Here is a 15,857-nt window from a genome sequence, read left to right as displayed (position 1 = left end):
AACGCCGGTGAGAGCTGGGAAGCCCTGCAGAAGGCCGTGGATCGGGTCGTGGCGATCATCCAGACCGACCCCCACAAGGAGCGCATCGACCGGATCATCACCCGCTGGCTCAAGCGCCATTTGCATCGGCTTGGGGCCGGGGTCAATCTGGATCAGCTCGAAAGCCTGGTGGAGGACAAAGATATGTTGGCAGAGAATTTACAGAACTTGGTGAAGAAAGAGCGGCTGGAAGGCCGTCAGGAAGGTCGTCAGGAAGGCCGTCAGGAAGGCCGTCAGGAAGAGGCGCAACGGATTCTGCGCAAACAGATCAGCCTCAAGTTCGGCGACATGCCGGAATGGGCGCAGAAGCGTATAGACCAGGCGACGCCAGATCAGTTGGAGGATTGGTCAGCGGCTATCCTGACCGTCAACTCCCTCGACGAGCTGTTCAAGCATTGATTCCCGGTCGGATCACGACTCGATCCGCCCCGCCCCCTTGGCGATCAATTCGCCGTCCAGCAGGCGCTCCGTGGCCCCCACTATCAAGCTAGATGGAGCCTCGGCGGAGGTAGCTCAGGAAGAAGGCATCTCCGCAGCAACCCTATATAACTGGCGGAAGAAAGCTCGGCAGGCCGGGCTTCTGCCGCGCGCTGTTCCAGCTGTAGGTCACGTTGGTAAAGGGCAGGCCGGTCTGCGGATTGGCGAATACCCATTCTTCCGCCTTGCACCGCCCGGCGACTTCACCGGTACGTCATCGCTGCTGATCGGTAGCGTCCATACGTACGCCGCCGCCGAAGCGCCCAGCATCGCCTTTAGGCGCTGGGGAGATATCGAGTCGCTTTTCAAGGCGCTTGGCGCCGAGGTTGAAGAACGCGAAGGCTCTCGAGTTGCGGTGCTGTTTGGTGAGGCACGAGTCTTCCATCGTCCTCACCCATCGCCTGATACCGACAAGGGAGCTGTGGCGAGTATTCGCAAAGGGTTGGATGAAAACGGAGTAACGCCATGAACAATCTCATGGTCATTGATGGTTATCGGGCCATCATCCAGTACGACCCCGAGATCGAGATGTTCCGGGGAGAATTTACCGGCCTGAATGGTAGCGCGGACTTCTACGCAGACAGTGTGGAGGCGCTACGGGAGGAGGGTAAGACGTCGCTGCGCATCTTTCTGGAGGTGTGCCGGGAGAAGGGGATCGAGCCTACCAAGGTGTATTCGGGGAAATTCCAGGTGCGACTGCCGGAGGGACTGCATCGGGATGCGGTGGACGCAGCGAGGGCGCGCGGTGAAAGCCTGAATCAGTTTGTCGCCCACGCCATCCAGCATGAATTGTCAGCGTAGAGCCGTTTGGGCTACCGAACTCAGGGTGTTCCGCATGCGGAATACCCGATGCAGCCATTTTGCCCCCTCATGATATGGCCGGCCACCCGATCCGGCTCTCCGGGCTTGAGCCGAGCTACCCCCCGATTCGCACAACTCTTGCACCAGGCCTGCACCGCTTTTACATAAGAAGGGCACCCGACGAAAAGCCGCCGCTTCGAGGCACCGAAGCGGCGGCTTTTGGGTTTCAGGGTAGGCACAAGGGGCGAGATGGACGTCGTTACCTGGGGCGGCTATGATGCAGATATGTAGCAATAAGGTTGCATACGAAATGCGAACTGCTGCCCAGGAGCATGTGCCTATGAGTGGTGACGCTATCATCGACCTGGAGGACTACCAGGCGCCCGAGACTTTTGAGCGATTCGTGGAGGATCTCAAGCGATCCGCTACGGTGACGGGTAAGCCGATCATCGATCCCAGGCTCTTCGCGCGAGCATTGAGCATGGATCTACAGACCTTGGCCACCGATGCCCATGTCCACCGGGTCACACTTTCGCGAGCTCAAGGTACTGAGAAACTACAAGGCTTTCTGCGAGAATCCTTGCAAGTGCTGCGTGCAGCAACCGACATCAACGGCAATTTTCGACATGCCTTGTTCTGGTTTCGCAATGAGCCTATCAGCACTTTCGATTACCGTACCCCCGAACAATTGGTCAGCGAGGGGCGTAGCAAGGATGTCGTGCGCTACCTACAGGCATTGAGGGCGGGAGCGGTGGGATGAATGAATCGCCCCGGGTTTCATCGTCACCTTCAGGCCTTATACTGGAGACACTCGGGAGGTCCCAGAGCCGTCTACGATACACTGAAGAATTCAAGATCGAAGCCGTCAAGCAAGTGTTGGAACGACTTCGCCAGAATGTCCCAGCCCAGTTAGCGAGAAAGTGCCATGAGGTTGAATGACAAGGAGATTCAAGTCATCAAAGCATCTGTGGAGGCGATCTTCGGCGCTGAGGCCCAGGTCTCATTGTTTGGTTCACGAGCCGACGACACAGCTAGAGGGGGCGACATTGACTTGCTTGTAACCGTCGACAGGTTCATTGAGCATCCTGCTTGGGATATCGCAAGGCTTCAGGCCAAAATCATCAGGCAACTGGGTGAGCGGAAAGTTGACGTTCTGCTGGATGCTCCCAATATGCCCAAAACCGTAATACATCAAGTTGCTAAATCGCAAGGAATTAACCTATGAAGGCACCGCAGGAAACACGCGAAAGACTCAAGTTCTTGTGCCGTGTGGTAGACAAGGAAGTCAAGCACCTGGACTACGCTTCCCGTCGGGTTTTTGGTGGCCCGCTATCCTATGAAGACGTTGAGAAATTGGACGCAGCGCCCGAATTGGCGATGCGAATAGAGGCGTTTGTTAGCCGCTTTTGCCGCCTGCAAGACACACTTGGGGACAAGCTGTTACCTGAATTGTTAAAGGCCTTGGGGGAGCCGTATAGTGCTTTTATAATTAACCTTGATAAGGCAGAGAAGTACGGTTGGCTTGAATCTGCAGAGCAATGGGTTGCGTTAAGACAGTTACGCAATCAGATGATCCATGAATACATTGAAGATTCACAAACGTTGTTTGATGCATTAACCACGGCCAATGCCAATTTGGATGTCCTGAAAAGATTTGCGGACGTACTGCTTAAGCAGGTTGCAGACTTTTTGGCGCGAAGCTCCAGTGACAAAGCTTAGTTCTGATATGACTGCATCGGCAAAACTTAAAGCGCAGCAAGAGAGGTAGACGATGCCTACCATAGAGCAAATCGCCCAACAGGTTGGTAGCCTTCCTGAGCCACTGCAAAGAGAAGTGCTGGATTTCGTGGAATTTCTACAAACCAAGCACCACCTCCCTGGCGGGAAGCCTCGCCCGTGGCGCGTCAGCGCTTAGGGCGGGGAGCAGTCACCAATGACCGCGTCTACCTGGGCTATGACCTGATCATGGGGCATTCCTCGGCCAGGGTTGTCGATGCTGTGCTGTATCTTGGTACGGAACCAGCGGTCGTAGCTGTCGGCCTGCTCCTGCGTCTCGAACTCCGAGACGATGGGGTCTAGCTGGGTGCTCATAGGGCTACCTCCTCGGTGCTACCAGTCTAATGGGAGTCGTCCGGTTTGTCGCTCCTGAGTGCTTGAACAGCCCCTGTTGCGAGCAAGGGCGTCAGGTCAGTGCGCTGACACTCCCCGCCCTGATGAGGACGTCAATACTGCGACGATAAGCCAACGCGTTACCCTGAGCTGCAGGTTAAGAAAAAATCTGGCTTTCGTTGTTATCTGAAGTTTTTCTTGGTGTAGTGAACAAAATATTCCGTCACTAGGTTCATTACGATGAAAATTGTGGGCTATGCGTACCTCCATGAGCGGCTGGAGCTGGGCGTCTTCCCACCCGTATGCCCTGCGCGGGTCCGGCCGGTAACGCGGATTGTGACACTGGAGGACGAGTTAGCAGTACCTGCCGAGCGGGCCCCCGAGGATGACCTGCTCTCGCATCTTCTGTTTGCACTGAAGCATGAAGGGATAGATCTGGCGATTCTTTCCGAGACATTGCACCATTTGCCACCACAAGCACTAACCAAGGCGCTGGACGATGCGCCCAATGGCATCTACCTGCGCCGCCTGGCTTATCTGTATGAGGCCTTCGTGGATCGGCTGCCGGTGGAGCCAAAGATTCGCGGCCGCGCCGTGCCGCTGTTTGATTCCAAGTACTATGTGACCGGCCCCGCTAGGCGAAACAGCCGCTGGCGTGTGGATTTCAATGGGCTGGGCACTCTGCATTACTGTGCCGTGGTACGACGCACACCCGAGATCGAGGTATTGCTGGAGGAGGATGTGCTGGCCGAGGCGCGAGCCTTTATGGCTTCCTTACCGCCCCGGATGCTGGATCGCGCCATCCAGTGGGCCTACCTCAGCGAGACACAATCCTCGTTTGCTATCGAGCGCGAGCCACCTTCCCCCGATAAGCAGCAGCGTTTCATGCAGCTTCTACGCAAGGCTCATGAGGGCCAACCCCTGGGCGAAGGTTACCTGATCGAGCTTCAGAACAGCACGGTCAGCAACCCCTACGACAAGGCGGCGGTGTTTCGCCATGAGCAGAACTATCTGCATAACGGCCTGCCGGGGGCCATCGGCGTCAGTTACCTGCCGCCGCCTCCTGAGCTTTGTGAAGCGCTAATGAAAGCATTGATGGCTTGGGCCAATGGGCTGTCTGAAGCCGGGGCGGAAGATGGCGAGAAAAGTGTGCCAGCGCTAGTGGCGGGCGCGGTGATCTCATTTGGCTTCGTGTTCCTGCACCCCTTTATGGATGGCAACGGGCGTATCTCGCGCTTCCTGCTGCATCATGCGCTGTGCCGGATGGGGGAGCTGCCGCGTGACAACCTCTTGCCTATCTCTGTGGCGATGAAGCGGCATGAGGCCGACTATCTTGCGGCGCTTGAGGCCTTCTCGAAACCAGCTCGTGAGCACTGGCGGGTCAACTGGATCGACGCTGACCACTACGACTTTCGCTTCGTGGGTAGCGATGCCCTTTATCGTTACTGGGATGCGACACCGGCGGTTGCCTTCACGCTCAGGATGGCTCGAGAGGCGCTGAAGGAGGATCTCAAGGCCGAAACGCGCTACCTGGCCTGCTACGATCGCGTCTATCGAGCCATCGATGCTCGCTTCGATGTGCGCGGCAGTGATCTGGCTCGCCTAGTGATGATGAGCCTTAATCAGAACGGGCGTTTGTCGAAGAACCGCCGCAAGCAGTTTCGCTACCAGGTACCCGAAGAGGTACTGGATGCCATTGAGGCCGAGGCCAGCATGGCTCTTGAGGAGGCTGAGGCTCTTGTCGATCAAAGGACTCAGTCATAAAGATGAGGTTTGGAATGATGTACCAGTCCGGTGATGTTGTTCTAATTCCTTTTCCATTTTCTGATTTGAAGCGAGCGCGTGGAAGCTACCAGCCATTCGCGGATCATGACCGCCAATGGTCTGTCGCGCGCACTGATCACGAATCGGCTTCGGGCGGCCAGCGGCCTGCGTCAACCAGCCCCCGGAACCACTGGCTCATCGCCGCATCGTCCACGGCGTACTCGCCCCGGCTCGATTTCCAAGCCAGGGGCGGTTTTCGTTCTCGCAGGCTCTCCAGGGCGCGTTGCGCTTGCTGAGCAGAAACAGGCTTGCCGGTGATGCGCTGATAGAAGTCCAGGGACTCGGCGTTGTACGGCCGGTATCGCTCTCCCATCTCGAGCATCCGCCATAGCACTGCCCGTTGGAGAGGGGCCAGGCCGAGATAGTCACTTTCCATGTCCTGTTCGACATCCCGCTGTCGCTCGCTTGCAAGTGACAAGAGCCGCCGCTCGAATCGATCACCATTCGCGGCCAGGGGGCTCATGGCTTGTCCGAGCGCCTCCATGAACAACTGGGGGCGATACCCGTAGGTGGTGAAGGCTTGCAGCAGCATGTCCGTGTCCACGGGCGCCTGCGTCGGTTGCTGGCGTACGACCAGGTCGGCGATATGCTCGATGAAGGCCTTGCCGAGTAGCGGCATCTGCTGGATCTGCGACCCGTAGAAGGGGGCGGCATGGCTGTTGACCAGCCGGAGGAGCTTGTCGCGATCGGACCCCGACATGACCAGCATCAGCTGGATGTGGTCGGGCGTATTGAGTTGGTCCCGCGCCGACTTCAGGGCGGCCATCAGGGTGTTTCCGGCTTCGGTTGTCACCGCCTGCTGGGCCTCATCAATCACCAGGGCGACCGGCTTGCCGCCGGCCTCAATGAGCAGACGCAGCGCTGCGGGAAGAGAGATGGCATCCTCCTCTGCGGGGCTTGCGTCAATCTGAAGCCATTGCCCGAGGCCCACCTTGCTGATGCCTAGCTGGGTCGCAAGCTTCTCGATCGCCGAGCGGTGCGGGGCCATGGCTTCCTGGATCGTGGCCTGAATCAGCTCGGCAGGGTCGCGCTTCTGATCCGTCCAAAGGTCGACATAGACCACTTCAACGCCTTGAGCCTCCAACGTGGGGAGCAGGTCGTTGCGCAGGAAGGTGGTCTTGCCGGTTCTTCGAGGGGCGGCGAGGAATAGCCCGTTGGGCGCGTCGCTGAAGAGGATCCGGCCTCTCAGAGCGTCCGCCATGTCGGCGGCCAGTTGATGTCTGGGGAAGTAGATCACGGCTTTATCGTCTTTTATCGGGCTTCTGATAATTTATTATTCTAGGCGTAAAAAGCCGTAAAGCAATGCTGCCTGGCCGGGGCGCAAGCCCAGACCGAGCAGCGTGAGGGCCGAGAGCACAATGCGCCTACTCCAGCCGTCAGTGGTCTTCACTCTGTCGAAGCGTTCCACCAGCAGGACATCCTTGCCCAGTGAGCGGGCCATCTCGACGGGAGCGACATCGAGCCCTGTATGCCTGGCGAGCCGCATGGCGACGAACTCTGCCTTCACCACGCTGTAGAGGTCGGTGCTGGAAGAAAACTTTGCCACCCGCTTGCGATCCCGATCGTCCAGCAGGGCCTTGGGGCGGGCGCCACCGATACTGCTGCCGTGCTGAATGGCCTGGTCCAGGGCCGGGGGCAGCGGCTCTCCTGCCTCCACATACGCTGAGGCTTCCTGCAATTCATCCAGGGTGGCAGTCTGGCTCTCACGCGGCCGGTAATCGGTGGCAGACTCTTGGAAATCCAGCGCACCGATCCTGTCCGAGCCGGATTCGAGCAGGTAGACCAGCTCGTTGAAGTCGACACCATCAGCCGCATCGCCGTTCTGCCCAGTCAGACGGTTGATGATGACGCGACGTCCCCAGGCATCCGGGGAGGCGTCACGCAGGCAGGAGGGCAGTGCACCGTCGGCCTGCGCCTGGCTTCCGGGCCGAAGGGGAAGCTCGTCCGGAAAGAGGCTGATCGCATCAGGGCGCGCGAGATAGCGACGACCATAGGTAAAGCGATAGCGGTCCTGGTCATCGCGCTCGACGAGACCGGCGACCAGGGGGGATGTCTGTCCGGGAAGCCAGATCCAGACGTAGGCGCGTCGACTAGAAGTCATCATCGATGGGCGCTTGGGGCTGACGGCGAGCGCGCTTGGGGAGCAACGTCAGCCGCTCCCGCTGGGTCGCCTGTTCGCGTTTCAGTGTGTCCGGGTCATCGGTGAACAGCGACACGCCAACCAGCGCCGCGGCTTCAAAGTACGTCCCGATGGCCACTCGGGGAGAGCCCTTGGCGACCTGACGGATCGTGACCACGCCGACGCCCACTCGCTCGGCGAGCTCGTCGCGGGTCCATCCCTTGCGTAGCCTCCCCTCTTCGATCAGTCCGGCGAACAGGCGCAAGGAGAGGGCGGCTTTAGGGCTGAGGGTGACGTGTCTGGTTTTCATGTCGACAGTATGTCATCGATATGGGGCTTCATCGATACTATAATGTCGTTTTCTTTACGTTCACTGACCGCCCCTCCAGGAGGCCCTGGAGGGGCGGTTTTGTGTAAAGAAATTGCGTAAGCCTGTTTACGTAAAGGAAAGTTGGGTTTTCTTACGCGGCATCTAGTACGCGCATTTCGACATGCAGCCCCGCTGCTACCACCATGTTCACCAGCGTATCGAGACTAAACAGGTGGATTTTGCCACGCATCAGATCGGACGCCCTGGGTTGAGTGACGCCCAGCCGCTTAGCGGCTTCGCCCTGGGTCCAACCCTGCCGGGTAATGTGCTGCTCAAGGGCTATCATCAGACCGGAGCGAAGCTTCATGTTTTCCGCTTCGGCGGCAGTGTCCTCAATGGCATCCCACACGCTGTCGAATGTCTCATTACTCATTGTTTCACCTCGCTTAGTAAGGCGCGGTATCTGGCTTCGGCCAGGTCGAGATCCGCCTTACTCGTCTTCTGGGTTTTCTTCTGGAAGCAGTGCAGGACATAGACAGCCTCGGCGAGCTTGGCGACGTAGATCACCCGAAACGCCCCGTTAGCGTCTCTGATGCGAATTTCCCGCACGCCTTGACCAACGGTAGCCATTGGCTTCCAGTCTTTCGGCTCAAGCCCCCGTTGCACCTTGTCGAGCTGGTATCCCACTTCCTGTCGGGCTGTCGCTGGGAAAGCTCGAAGGTCGGCGAGGGCACTACCTCGGAAATTTAGGGGTTTGTGTTCTGACATGCTGTGATTATACAAAATTTTGTATGGATCGCAATGTTGAGAGGCTCCTTCCCCTTCCGAAGAAATGCCTGGGTGCGGCCCTGGCATCGACTACAAGATCGGCCATTCTGTAAAAAACTTCCCTTTTATGAGGTTTACCCCGTAATCCGCGGGATTGACGATGTCCTCACGCTTGCCGATCTGCGAGACGTTACCTTTGCCGATCGGGTAACGGCCATACTTACCCCCGGTTTGTCCTGTACCCGCATCGTCTTGCGGCCTCATCGATTCGGCGGTAGGTGGCAAGCGCCGAGTCGAAGCGCATGAAGGCCACCACGGCTCCGGGAAGCTGGAGGCCAATCCAGCGGGCAATCGCCTCCAGGATCTTCTCCAGCGACGCCGGCTGGGCGATCAGCTCATGAATGGCCTGCTGGGCTTCGAGTAAGTCGAGCTCATTAGTCACGAATACACCTCCCTGTGTCGTTCGCGATATACAGGGTTTAACCGCTTGTGTCGGTCCTAGAAGACAAGTCGTAAGCGGATGAAAATATTAATTAAAGCTAGACTGACTGAGGCAATGTTTACAGGGGTTTTTTCAATATTCGCGTAGGTATTTATTATGGCTTATTTCAAATAAAAAGAAGGTTAATGGGAAAAGAACGAATAAAGAGGCACGAATATTTCGATACGGAGGGCCCGGGTCGATATGGGATGCGTTGTTGCTGAGGGGTGCCTACCTTCATGTTTCTCGTTGCTGGGCAAGATCACACCTCATGCAGCGCCTCCATGGTTTCATGGATCGCGGCAAGGACGTCACTGCAGTACTGCTTAGCCACTCTCATCCCTCCTTACTCCCCCCTTGCCTGCGCTGGGAGTCTATGCTGCTTTCAGATGACAGACAGCAGGCTGACAGCGGAGAGCACCCAAATGAGCATGATTGCCGTCCATCGCGAGCTGGAGATCGACGAGACGCCGCTCGCCGAGCGTATCGTGGAAGAGGCCGTACGCCAGGCCGAGGTGCTCGGCTGGGAGGGGGTGCGCCTGACCGAGGTGGCGGCCCGCCTCGAGGTGCCGGTGAGCCGGGTGCTGGTGGAATACCGTGATCTCGACGCAGTGGCCAATGCCTGGTTCGCGCGCGGCTGGCGGGCGATGCTGGATGACAAGCCCGATGGCTTCAGCCACTGGCCGGAGCGGGCGCGCCTCGAGCACTGCCTGCTGGCCTGGTTCGACGCCTTCGCCGGCCATCGTCGCGTCACGGTGGAGATGCTGCGCACCAAGGCTCACCTGCCGCATCTGCACACCTGGGTGCCGATGGCCTTCGATCTCTCGCGCACTATCCAATGGCTGCGTGAGGCGGCCGGCCTCGAGGCCCGCTATGGCACTCGGCGTGCCCAGGTGGAGGAGGTGGCACTGACGGCGCTGTTCCTGGCCACCCTGGCGGTATGGGCCCGCGATCACAGCGAGGGCCAGACGCGCACACGTCACTTCCTGGAGAAGCAATTGAGCCGGGGCGATGGCTGGATGAAATGGCTACCGGGGGGCGGACACGGCAAGGCCCCGCCTGGGTCGGCAGATACTCGTGAGGCCCTTGATCGCATTACCTAGAGCGGGCCCTAAGCCAGGTCGGGTATATCCGAGAGGTACTACCAATGCGCCGACGGTGGGGAGTAATCTGCGTTGCCATGATCCTGCTCATGGGCCTGGCGGTCGCGGCGGATCGAGAAGAGAAGGCGGAAGCCGCCAAGGACAAGGCGGAAGAGCTCGAGCAGGCCGCCACGCCGGAGGGTGGCGAGGCGTCCACTTTTCCCACCGAGACCATCACCAGGCCCGAGGTGCAGGCGGTCGACCCGTCGGGGGACGCCCCTCTGGATGAGGCGGTCACCTGCCTGTCGCGCACCATCTACTGGGAGGCGAAGGGGGAGGAGGTCGCCGATATGGAAGCTGTCGCCCATGTCGTCATGAATCGGCTGGGCCACGAGGGCTTTCCCGGTACCATCTGCGAGGTTGTCACCCAAGGCTCCGAGCAGGGGGCCTGTCAGTTCTCGTGGTGGTGCGATGGCCGCCCGGATCATGTCGTGGAGGAGGACCGCTATGAGATCGCCAGGGAGGTCGCTCGGAAGGCCCTGAACCAGCAGTTACCGGACCGCACCAATGGGGCGCTGTATTTCCATCAGCGGGAAGTGTCCCCCCTCTGGGCCGCGGAATACATCAAGACGGTCGAGATCGGCGGGTTTCTCTTCTACAAGCCGCATAGCGACGCCGCGCAATAGAAAATCATGTTGTTTCGTACCTGTTTGCCAGCGCATCTTGGCCACAGCACGGCGATATCAGCTCTCTGGCGGCCAGGTCGGCCATCAAGGACCCTCGTGGGGTGGTGACGGCGGTGTTCCGATTGCCGCCTGAGCCGAATAATGACATTATTCGGCTCATTGGGTGAGCCAAAAGCGTTGTCTATTCGGCTCATCCGCTTGCGTAGAGCGCTTTATGACCGAATCCACGTCAACCTGGATCTGGCAGCATCCCGACTGGCCCTCTTTCACTTGGCAAGCGCGCGAGGTGCAGCCAAGGCTTCAGCGCTGCTGGCGCAACCTGGGTGTGCTGCTGGGGCGCGCCAGCGCAATGCCAACAGGCAATGACCCACAGGATGAAGCCCGAGCAGCGCTGGACACCCTGCTGCAGAACATCATCACTTCATCGGCTATCGAGGGAGAGCGGCTTAACGCAGCCTCCGTGCGTTCGTCGCTGGCCCGCCGCCTCGGGGTGGACGTGATCGATGGGTCTCCGTCGCCGCGATCCGAAGGCCTGGCTGACCTGATGCTGGATGCCACGGTTTGGCCGGAATCACTCCTGGACATAGATCGGCTATTCCAGTGGCATCGCTGGCTCTTTCCGGAGGCCGAACGTTCGCTGGTCGAGCTACGCCGCGGTGAATGGCGGGGTGACGAGCCAATGCAGGTCGTGTCGGGGCGGCTAGACCGCCCCTCGGTGCACTTCGAGGCCCCGCCTCGCCAAAGACTCGAGGCTGAGGTCGCCGAGTTCCTGGCGTGGTTCGAGGCCAGTCGGGTTGACCCGGTACTGGACCCGCTTCTGCGTGCCGGCCTGGCGCACTTCTGGTTTGTCACGCTCCATCCCTTCGAGGACGGCAATGGGCGCATCGCTCGGGCCATTGCCGATCGAGCCCTTGCTCAGGCAGACCGCCAGGGGATTCGGCTGTATGCCATGTCCGCGGCGATCCTGGAGCGTCGTGAAGCCTACTACCGTTGCCTGGAAGCGAGTCAGCGCGGAACCCCGGACCTCACACACTGGCTGTCCTGGTTTCTGGACACCTTGGACGCGACGCTCGGGAGTGCGCTGGCGCAGATCGACCGCACCTTGGCCAAGGCCCGGTTCTGGCAACGATTCAGCCAACTGGGGTTGCTCCCTGAGCAGATCAAGGTTCTCAACCGCCTGCTCGATGGTGGGGAGAAGGGCTTCGAGCAAGGGATCAGCGCCGCTCAGTATCAGAAGGTGGCGAGGGTGAGTAAGGCCACTGCCACTCGCCACCTTGCCGGGCTTGTGGAGAAAGGCTGCCTGGTTAAACTCCCGGGCGGAGGGCGCAGCACGCGTTATCGAGTCGCCAGGCCATGACGGCGGCGTGCCGGTTGCGGCGGCGTCTGGGTTTCGCTCCAATAGTGTCCTTGCACTCTCGCCCCGAGGAGATTCCGTGTCGGACGTTCCTATTTCCGATCCCGCCCTGACGCTTTACCACGCCCTGAAAGATGTCGGCTGGCAGCAGAGCTTTGATCCGGGTTCGCTCGCGCGGGGAATGGGCTATGCCCGACAGGGCAGGGTGCGTGAAGGCATCCGCCTTGAGCGCCAAGGGCATCTATTGGTGCTGCGGGCGCAGGTGGATGGCAGCGGGCGCAGTCGCTACGGGACAAACCTGGCCGTGGACCCTGACAACCCCGAGATGGGGGTAATCAGTGACTGCAGCTGTCCGGTAGGGCGGCAGTGCAAGCATGCAGTAGCGGTGATCGGCAACTTTATCGACGAGGTGGAGGCCACCGGCATCCCGGAGCGCGATGATACGACAAGGCTCGAGCAGCGCTGGGAGGCGTGGCTGGCGGAGTTTGAGGCACCCGGCGCTACCGACATTCCGGTGGATCGGGTCGAGGAGGCGTACCGCCTGGCGCTGTTTCTCGACGTCGACAGGGACCCTTTGTCACCGACGCTCATGGTATCGCCGGTGTTGTTGCGTCCCTCCAGGCAGCGTATCCGCGGCCACGGTTGGGTGAAGCCTCGCGCCATTCATGCACGGGGCAGAGGCGGCCTCCAGCCCATGCCGCCAGCGGGCTGGGCACCTGAACAGGAGGAGGCCCTGGAGCTGCTGCTGCAGGCCGGAACCCGGCGTCAATACAGCGTCGGTAATGAGCCGCTGTGGGGGGTGATCTCACAGGCCTTCCAGGCGCGTTCGCTGTGGTCGCTGCTGGAGAGTGACACGCCGCCACTGCTGTTTTACCAGAAGCAGACCGGCACCCTGCTTGACGTGGGCCCGGCGTGCCGGTTGACCCTGGTTTGGGTGCCGGACGCCGAGGGTAATCAGCACCTGCAGGCGGATATCGAGCCGGCGGACGTCGTGTCGGGAAATGCGATCGTGGTGTGTGCCGGTCGCGAACTCTGCTATCTCGACCTGGAGCAAGGCCGCTTCGGGCGCCTGTCGGGCGACCCCGAGCTGCTGCGGCGCCTGCGCTATTCGCCGCCGCTGCCACCGGAGATGAGCGGCTGGCTCGGTGAGCGCTTGAAGAAGACCCCGGCGCTGGCCGACAGCCTGCCGGCACCGCAGGCGGTACAGGAGCGCACGCTGGAGGGTGTGGCGCCGCGCCTCAAGGTCACCATGCAGGTGGGACAAGGTCAGCTGGGCCATCGCGACGGTGTCCTGGTGCCACGGTGGATCGAGGTGGGCGCCGCCGTGGTCAGCTTCGACTACGACGGCGTGGAGGTGCCGCCGGAAGACGGCGATAGCGCTCAGGTCTTTCGCAATGGCCAGCGCCTGACCATCGTGCGTGACCCGGCGGCGGAGCTGGCGCTGGTGCGTTCCCTGCCGTCCGGTATGGTGACGCTGGAACGGCTGCAGGAGACCGGCGCGGTGCCTGCTCATCTGACGCTTCCTGCCTGGACGCTGCTGTTGCCCGTTGATGGCACGCCGCCGCCAAGCGCTGCTGATTGGCCGACGCACCTGGCCGGTCCGGATGGGTGGTGGGACATGATCGCCCAGCTGCGCCAGGCGGGCTGCTTGGTGGCGTTCGACGATGCGTTTCCCGACGAGCCCCTCACCCTCGAGCCGGATGACTGGTATGGCGAACTGGAACCGGCTGGCAACGGATGGTTCGACCTGGCACTGGATATCGAGGTGGACGGTGAGCGGCTCAACCTCCTTCCGATCCTGCGCCGCCTGCTGAGAGACCCGACCTTTCCGATTGAACCGCCCGACCACGAGCCTGATGAGGCGACCTGGACGATGTGGCTAGATGACGCGCACCGCCTGGTGCTACCGCTGGCGCGGCTGCGTTCGCTGATGGCGCCGATCCTTGATTGGCTGGGCGATGAAAGCGACCCCGAGGCGGCGCTGCGCCTGCCGATCAGTGCCGCCGAGACAGTATCACCTCTGGCCGAGCACGAACGCTGGGCAGGCCGCGAGGATGTGGCCGCCCTGGCACAGCGCCTGCGCGAGCTGCCCACCAGCCTGCCGGCGCCGCCGGGTTTCGTGGGGGAGCTGCGCAATTATCAGTCCCGCGGCCTGGCCTGGCTGCGTTTCCTCTCCGAGCTTGAGACCGGGGGCATCCTGGCCGACGACATGGGGCTGGGCAAGACCGTGCAGGTGCTGGCGCATGTGCTCGACGAGCGCGCCCGGGGTGCGCTGCAGGGCCCGGTACTGGTGGTGGCGCCGACCAGCCTGGTGGGTAACTGGTGCGCCGAGGCGGCGCGCTTCGCACCGGAGCTTAAGGTGGTGGCACTACAGGGCGGCAAGGCGCAGCGCGCGCGCCAGTTCGAGGAGGCGTTGCCCGCGGCTGATCTGGTGGTGACCACCTATGCGCTGCTGATCCGCGACCTTGAGCGCCTACGCGAGAGCGAATTCGGCCTGCTGGTGCTCGATGAGACCCAGGCGATCAAGAACGCCGCCAGCCAGACCGCTCGCGCGGTGCGCGAACTCAACGCCAAGCGCGCCTTGGCGATGACCGGGACACCGCTGGAGAACCACCTGGGCGAGCTTTGGGCCCAGCTGGACGCGGTGGCGCCGGGAGCGTTGGGGAGCCAGCAGTGGTTCGGCCAGCATTTCCGTACGCCCATCGAGAAAAATGGCGATGTGGCGCTGAGCCAACGTCTCTCGCGACGGATCTCGCCGCTCATGCTGCGGCGTACCAAGCAGCAGGTGCTGGGGGAACTGCCCGACAAGACCGAGAGTCAGCGTGAGATCATCCTGACCGGCTCCCAGCGCGAGCTCTACGAGAGCCTGCGCCTGGCCCAGCATCAGCGGGTGCAACAGGCGGTGGCCGAACGCGGCCTGGCTGGCTCCGGCATCGTGATGCTCGATGCACTGCTCAAGCTGCGCCAGGTCTGTTGTGACCCGCGGCTGGTCAAGCTGGCCAGTGCCCGCAAGGTGCGCCGCTCGGCCAAGCTGGAGCAGCTGCGCGAACTGCTGCCGCCGTTGATCGAGGAGGGGCGGCGCATCCTGGTCTTCTCGCAGTTCACCGAGATGCTCAGCCTGATCGGCGAGGTCCTAGAGCGCGATAACATCCCCTACACCACGCTCACCGGCGACACCCCCGGCAAGACCCGCACCCAACGGGTCGCGTTGTTCCAGCAGGGCGAGATACCCGTGTTCTTGATCAGCCTCAAGGCCGGCGGTACGGGCCTCAACCTCACCGCGGCGGACACGGTGATCCACTACGACCCCTGGTGGAACCCCGCGGTGGAGGCCCAGGCCACCGGCCGTGCCCACCGGCTGGGGCAGCAGAACCCGGTGTTTGTCTACAAGCTGGTGTGCGCGGGGACCGTGGAGGAGCGTATCCTCGACCTGCAGGCGCGCAAGGCAGACCTGGCCGCATCGATACTGGAGGGTGGCAGCGAGCGACGCAGCGAGGGTCCGCTGTTCGACGAAGACGACTTGGCGCTGTTGTTTGCGCCGGTGGCGTAGTGACCTCAAGGGCTCAGGTTAATAAAAATGTATAATCCGCCCCGGTGACACAGGGCCTTTCATCGATGTGCGCGCAGGAGGCCCCATCCTGAGTCGCGGAGGGCGAAGGGTGGGGAGGGATAGCGCGCCGTCCTCGCGCAAACCCTCCGCTAGTGCCGACCGGCTCTTTAACTAAAACAACTCCGTATGAGCAGTGTTTTTAGTTAAGATGCTGAGTAGGGTTATGAGTAAAGTCGTCTAATCTGAAAGAGGAACAA

19 protein-coding genes are annotated in these 15,857 nt (G+C 61.0%); 12 read left to right on the top strand and 7 right to left on the bottom strand.

All coding sequences use genetic code 11. The features are described from left to right. From BM341_RS18220 to BM341_RS19820, 7 genes are all read left to right on the top strand, one after another. Positions 1 to 438, top strand: a 438-nt coding sequence (locus tag BM341_RS18220) for a DUF4351 domain-containing protein (RefSeq protein WP_139233042.1), incomplete at its 5' end; no start/stop codon positions are given. A gap of 70 nt (positions 439 to 508) precedes the next feature. After that, complete coding sequence (locus BM341_RS19115) at positions 509 to 985, top strand: type II toxin-antitoxin system HicA family toxin (RefSeq protein WP_139233041.1); 477 nt, start codon at positions 509 to 511, stop codon at positions 983 to 985. Continuing rightward, positions 982 to 1,317: a type II toxin-antitoxin system HicB family antitoxin gene (locus BM341_RS18210; RefSeq protein WP_089797631.1), complete on the top strand. Its 336-nt coding sequence runs from the start codon at positions 982 to 984 to the stop codon at positions 1,315 to 1,317. The genes BM341_RS19115 and BM341_RS18210 overlap by 4 nt, the downstream gene beginning before the upstream one ends. 340 nt (positions 1,318 to 1,657) lie before the next feature. Further along, positions 1,658 to 2,077: a DUF2384 domain-containing protein gene (locus tag BM341_RS18205; RefSeq protein ID WP_089797629.1), complete on the top strand. Its 420-nt coding sequence runs from the start codon at positions 1,658 to 1,660 to the stop codon at positions 2,075 to 2,077. Positions 2,078 to 2,242: 165 nt separating this feature from the next. Beyond that, positions 2,243 to 2,542: a nucleotidyltransferase family protein gene (locus BM341_RS18200; RefSeq protein WP_089797627.1), complete on the top strand. Its 300-nt coding sequence runs from the start codon at positions 2,243 to 2,245 to the stop codon at positions 2,540 to 2,542. Further along, on the top strand, positions 2,539 to 3,036 hold the full coding sequence (locus tag BM341_RS18195; RefSeq protein WP_089797624.1) for a ribonuclease HepT family protein: 498 nt from the start codon (positions 2,539 to 2,541) through the stop codon (positions 3,034 to 3,036). The genes BM341_RS18200 and BM341_RS18195 overlap by 4 nt, the downstream gene beginning before the upstream one ends. A 52-nt stretch (positions 3,037 to 3,088) precedes the next feature. Then, on the top strand, positions 3,089 to 3,232 hold the full coding sequence (locus BM341_RS19820) for a DUF2281 domain-containing protein (protein WP_089797622.1): 144 nt from the start codon (positions 3,089 to 3,091) through the stop codon (positions 3,230 to 3,232). On the opposite strand, the gene relB is transcribed toward BM341_RS19820, so the two are convergent. After that, complete coding sequence (gene relB, locus BM341_RS18185; protein WP_089797620.1) at positions 3,229 to 3,408, bottom strand: type II toxin-antitoxin system RelB family antitoxin; 180 nt, start codon at positions 3,406 to 3,408, stop codon at positions 3,229 to 3,231. The genes BM341_RS19820 and relB overlap by 4 nt on opposite strands. A 258-nt stretch (positions 3,409 to 3,666) precedes the next feature. Here relB and BM341_RS18180 point away from each other — a divergent pair, with 258 nt between their 5' ends. Continuing rightward, the gene (locus tag BM341_RS18180) at positions 3,667 to 5,190 is read left to right on the top strand and encodes a Fic family protein (protein ID WP_175507912.1); all 1,524 of its coding nucleotides are present in this window, start codon (positions 3,667 to 3,669) and stop codon (positions 5,188 to 5,190) included. A gap of 136 nt (positions 5,191 to 5,326) precedes the next feature. Here BM341_RS18180 and BM341_RS18175 read toward each other — a convergent pair whose 3' ends face one another. From BM341_RS18175 to BM341_RS18150, 6 genes are all read right to left on the bottom strand, one after another. Further along, complete coding sequence (locus BM341_RS18175) at positions 5,327 to 6,487, bottom strand: AAA family ATPase (protein ID WP_089797616.1); 1,161 nt, start codon at positions 6,485 to 6,487, stop codon at positions 5,327 to 5,329. A gap of 36 nt (positions 6,488 to 6,523) precedes the next feature. After that, complete coding sequence (locus BM341_RS18170) at positions 6,524 to 7,354, bottom strand: type II toxin-antitoxin system HipA family toxin (protein ID WP_245784330.1); 831 nt, start codon at positions 7,352 to 7,354, stop codon at positions 6,524 to 6,526. Next, positions 7,341 to 7,679, bottom strand: coding sequence for a helix-turn-helix domain-containing protein (locus BM341_RS18165; protein ID WP_089797613.1), 339 nt, complete (start codon positions 7,677 to 7,679; stop codon positions 7,341 to 7,343). The genes BM341_RS18170 and BM341_RS18165 overlap by 14 nt, the downstream gene beginning before the upstream one ends. Before the next feature lie 151 nt (positions 7,680 to 7,830). Next, a complete protein-coding gene (locus BM341_RS18160; protein WP_089797611.1) occupies positions 7,831 to 8,112 on the bottom strand; it encodes a helix-turn-helix domain-containing protein in 282 nt (93 codons plus the stop codon). Beyond that, on the bottom strand, positions 8,109 to 8,447 hold the full coding sequence (locus tag BM341_RS18155; RefSeq protein WP_089797635.1) for a type II toxin-antitoxin system RelE/ParE family toxin: 339 nt from the start codon (positions 8,445 to 8,447) through the stop codon (positions 8,109 to 8,111). Before BM341_RS18155 ends, BM341_RS18160 begins: the two co-directional genes overlap by 4 nt. 220 nt (positions 8,448 to 8,667) lie before the next feature. Then, the gene (locus BM341_RS18150; protein ID WP_089797609.1) at positions 8,668 to 8,889 is read right to left on the bottom strand and encodes a hypothetical protein; all 222 of its coding nucleotides are present in this window, start codon (positions 8,887 to 8,889) and stop codon (positions 8,668 to 8,670) included. A gap of 464 nt (positions 8,890 to 9,353) precedes the next feature. On the opposite strand from BM341_RS18150, the gene BM341_RS18145 reads away from it, so the two are divergent. From BM341_RS18145 to BM341_RS18130, 4 genes are all read left to right on the top strand, one after another. Continuing rightward, entirely contained in the window at positions 9,354 to 10,031 is a 678-nt protein-coding gene (locus BM341_RS18145) for a TetR/AcrR family transcriptional regulator (RefSeq protein WP_089797607.1), read from the top strand. Between the two features lie 44 nt (positions 10,032 to 10,075). Beyond that, positions 10,076 to 10,696: a cell wall hydrolase gene (locus BM341_RS18140; RefSeq protein WP_089797605.1), complete on the top strand. Its 621-nt coding sequence runs from the start codon at positions 10,076 to 10,078 to the stop codon at positions 10,694 to 10,696. Positions 10,697 to 10,910: 214 nt separating this feature from the next. Further along, complete coding sequence (locus BM341_RS18135) at positions 10,911 to 12,053, top strand: Fic family protein (RefSeq protein WP_089797603.1); 1,143 nt, start codon at positions 10,911 to 10,913, stop codon at positions 12,051 to 12,053. A gap of 76 nt (positions 12,054 to 12,129) precedes the next feature. After that, on the top strand, positions 12,130 to 15,600 hold the full coding sequence (locus BM341_RS18130; RefSeq protein WP_089797601.1) for a DEAD/DEAH box helicase: 3,471 nt from the start codon (positions 12,130 to 12,132) through the stop codon (positions 15,598 to 15,600). Positions 15,601 to 15,857: the final 257 nt, after the last annotated feature.

Origin of the sequence: Halomonas korlensis, from assembly GCF_900116705.1 — a bacterium.
Classification (GTDB): Bacteria; Pseudomonadota; Gammaproteobacteria; order Pseudomonadales; family Halomonadaceae; genus Halomonas; species Halomonas korlensis.
This window is presented reverse-complemented; position numbering and strand designations above follow the sequence as displayed.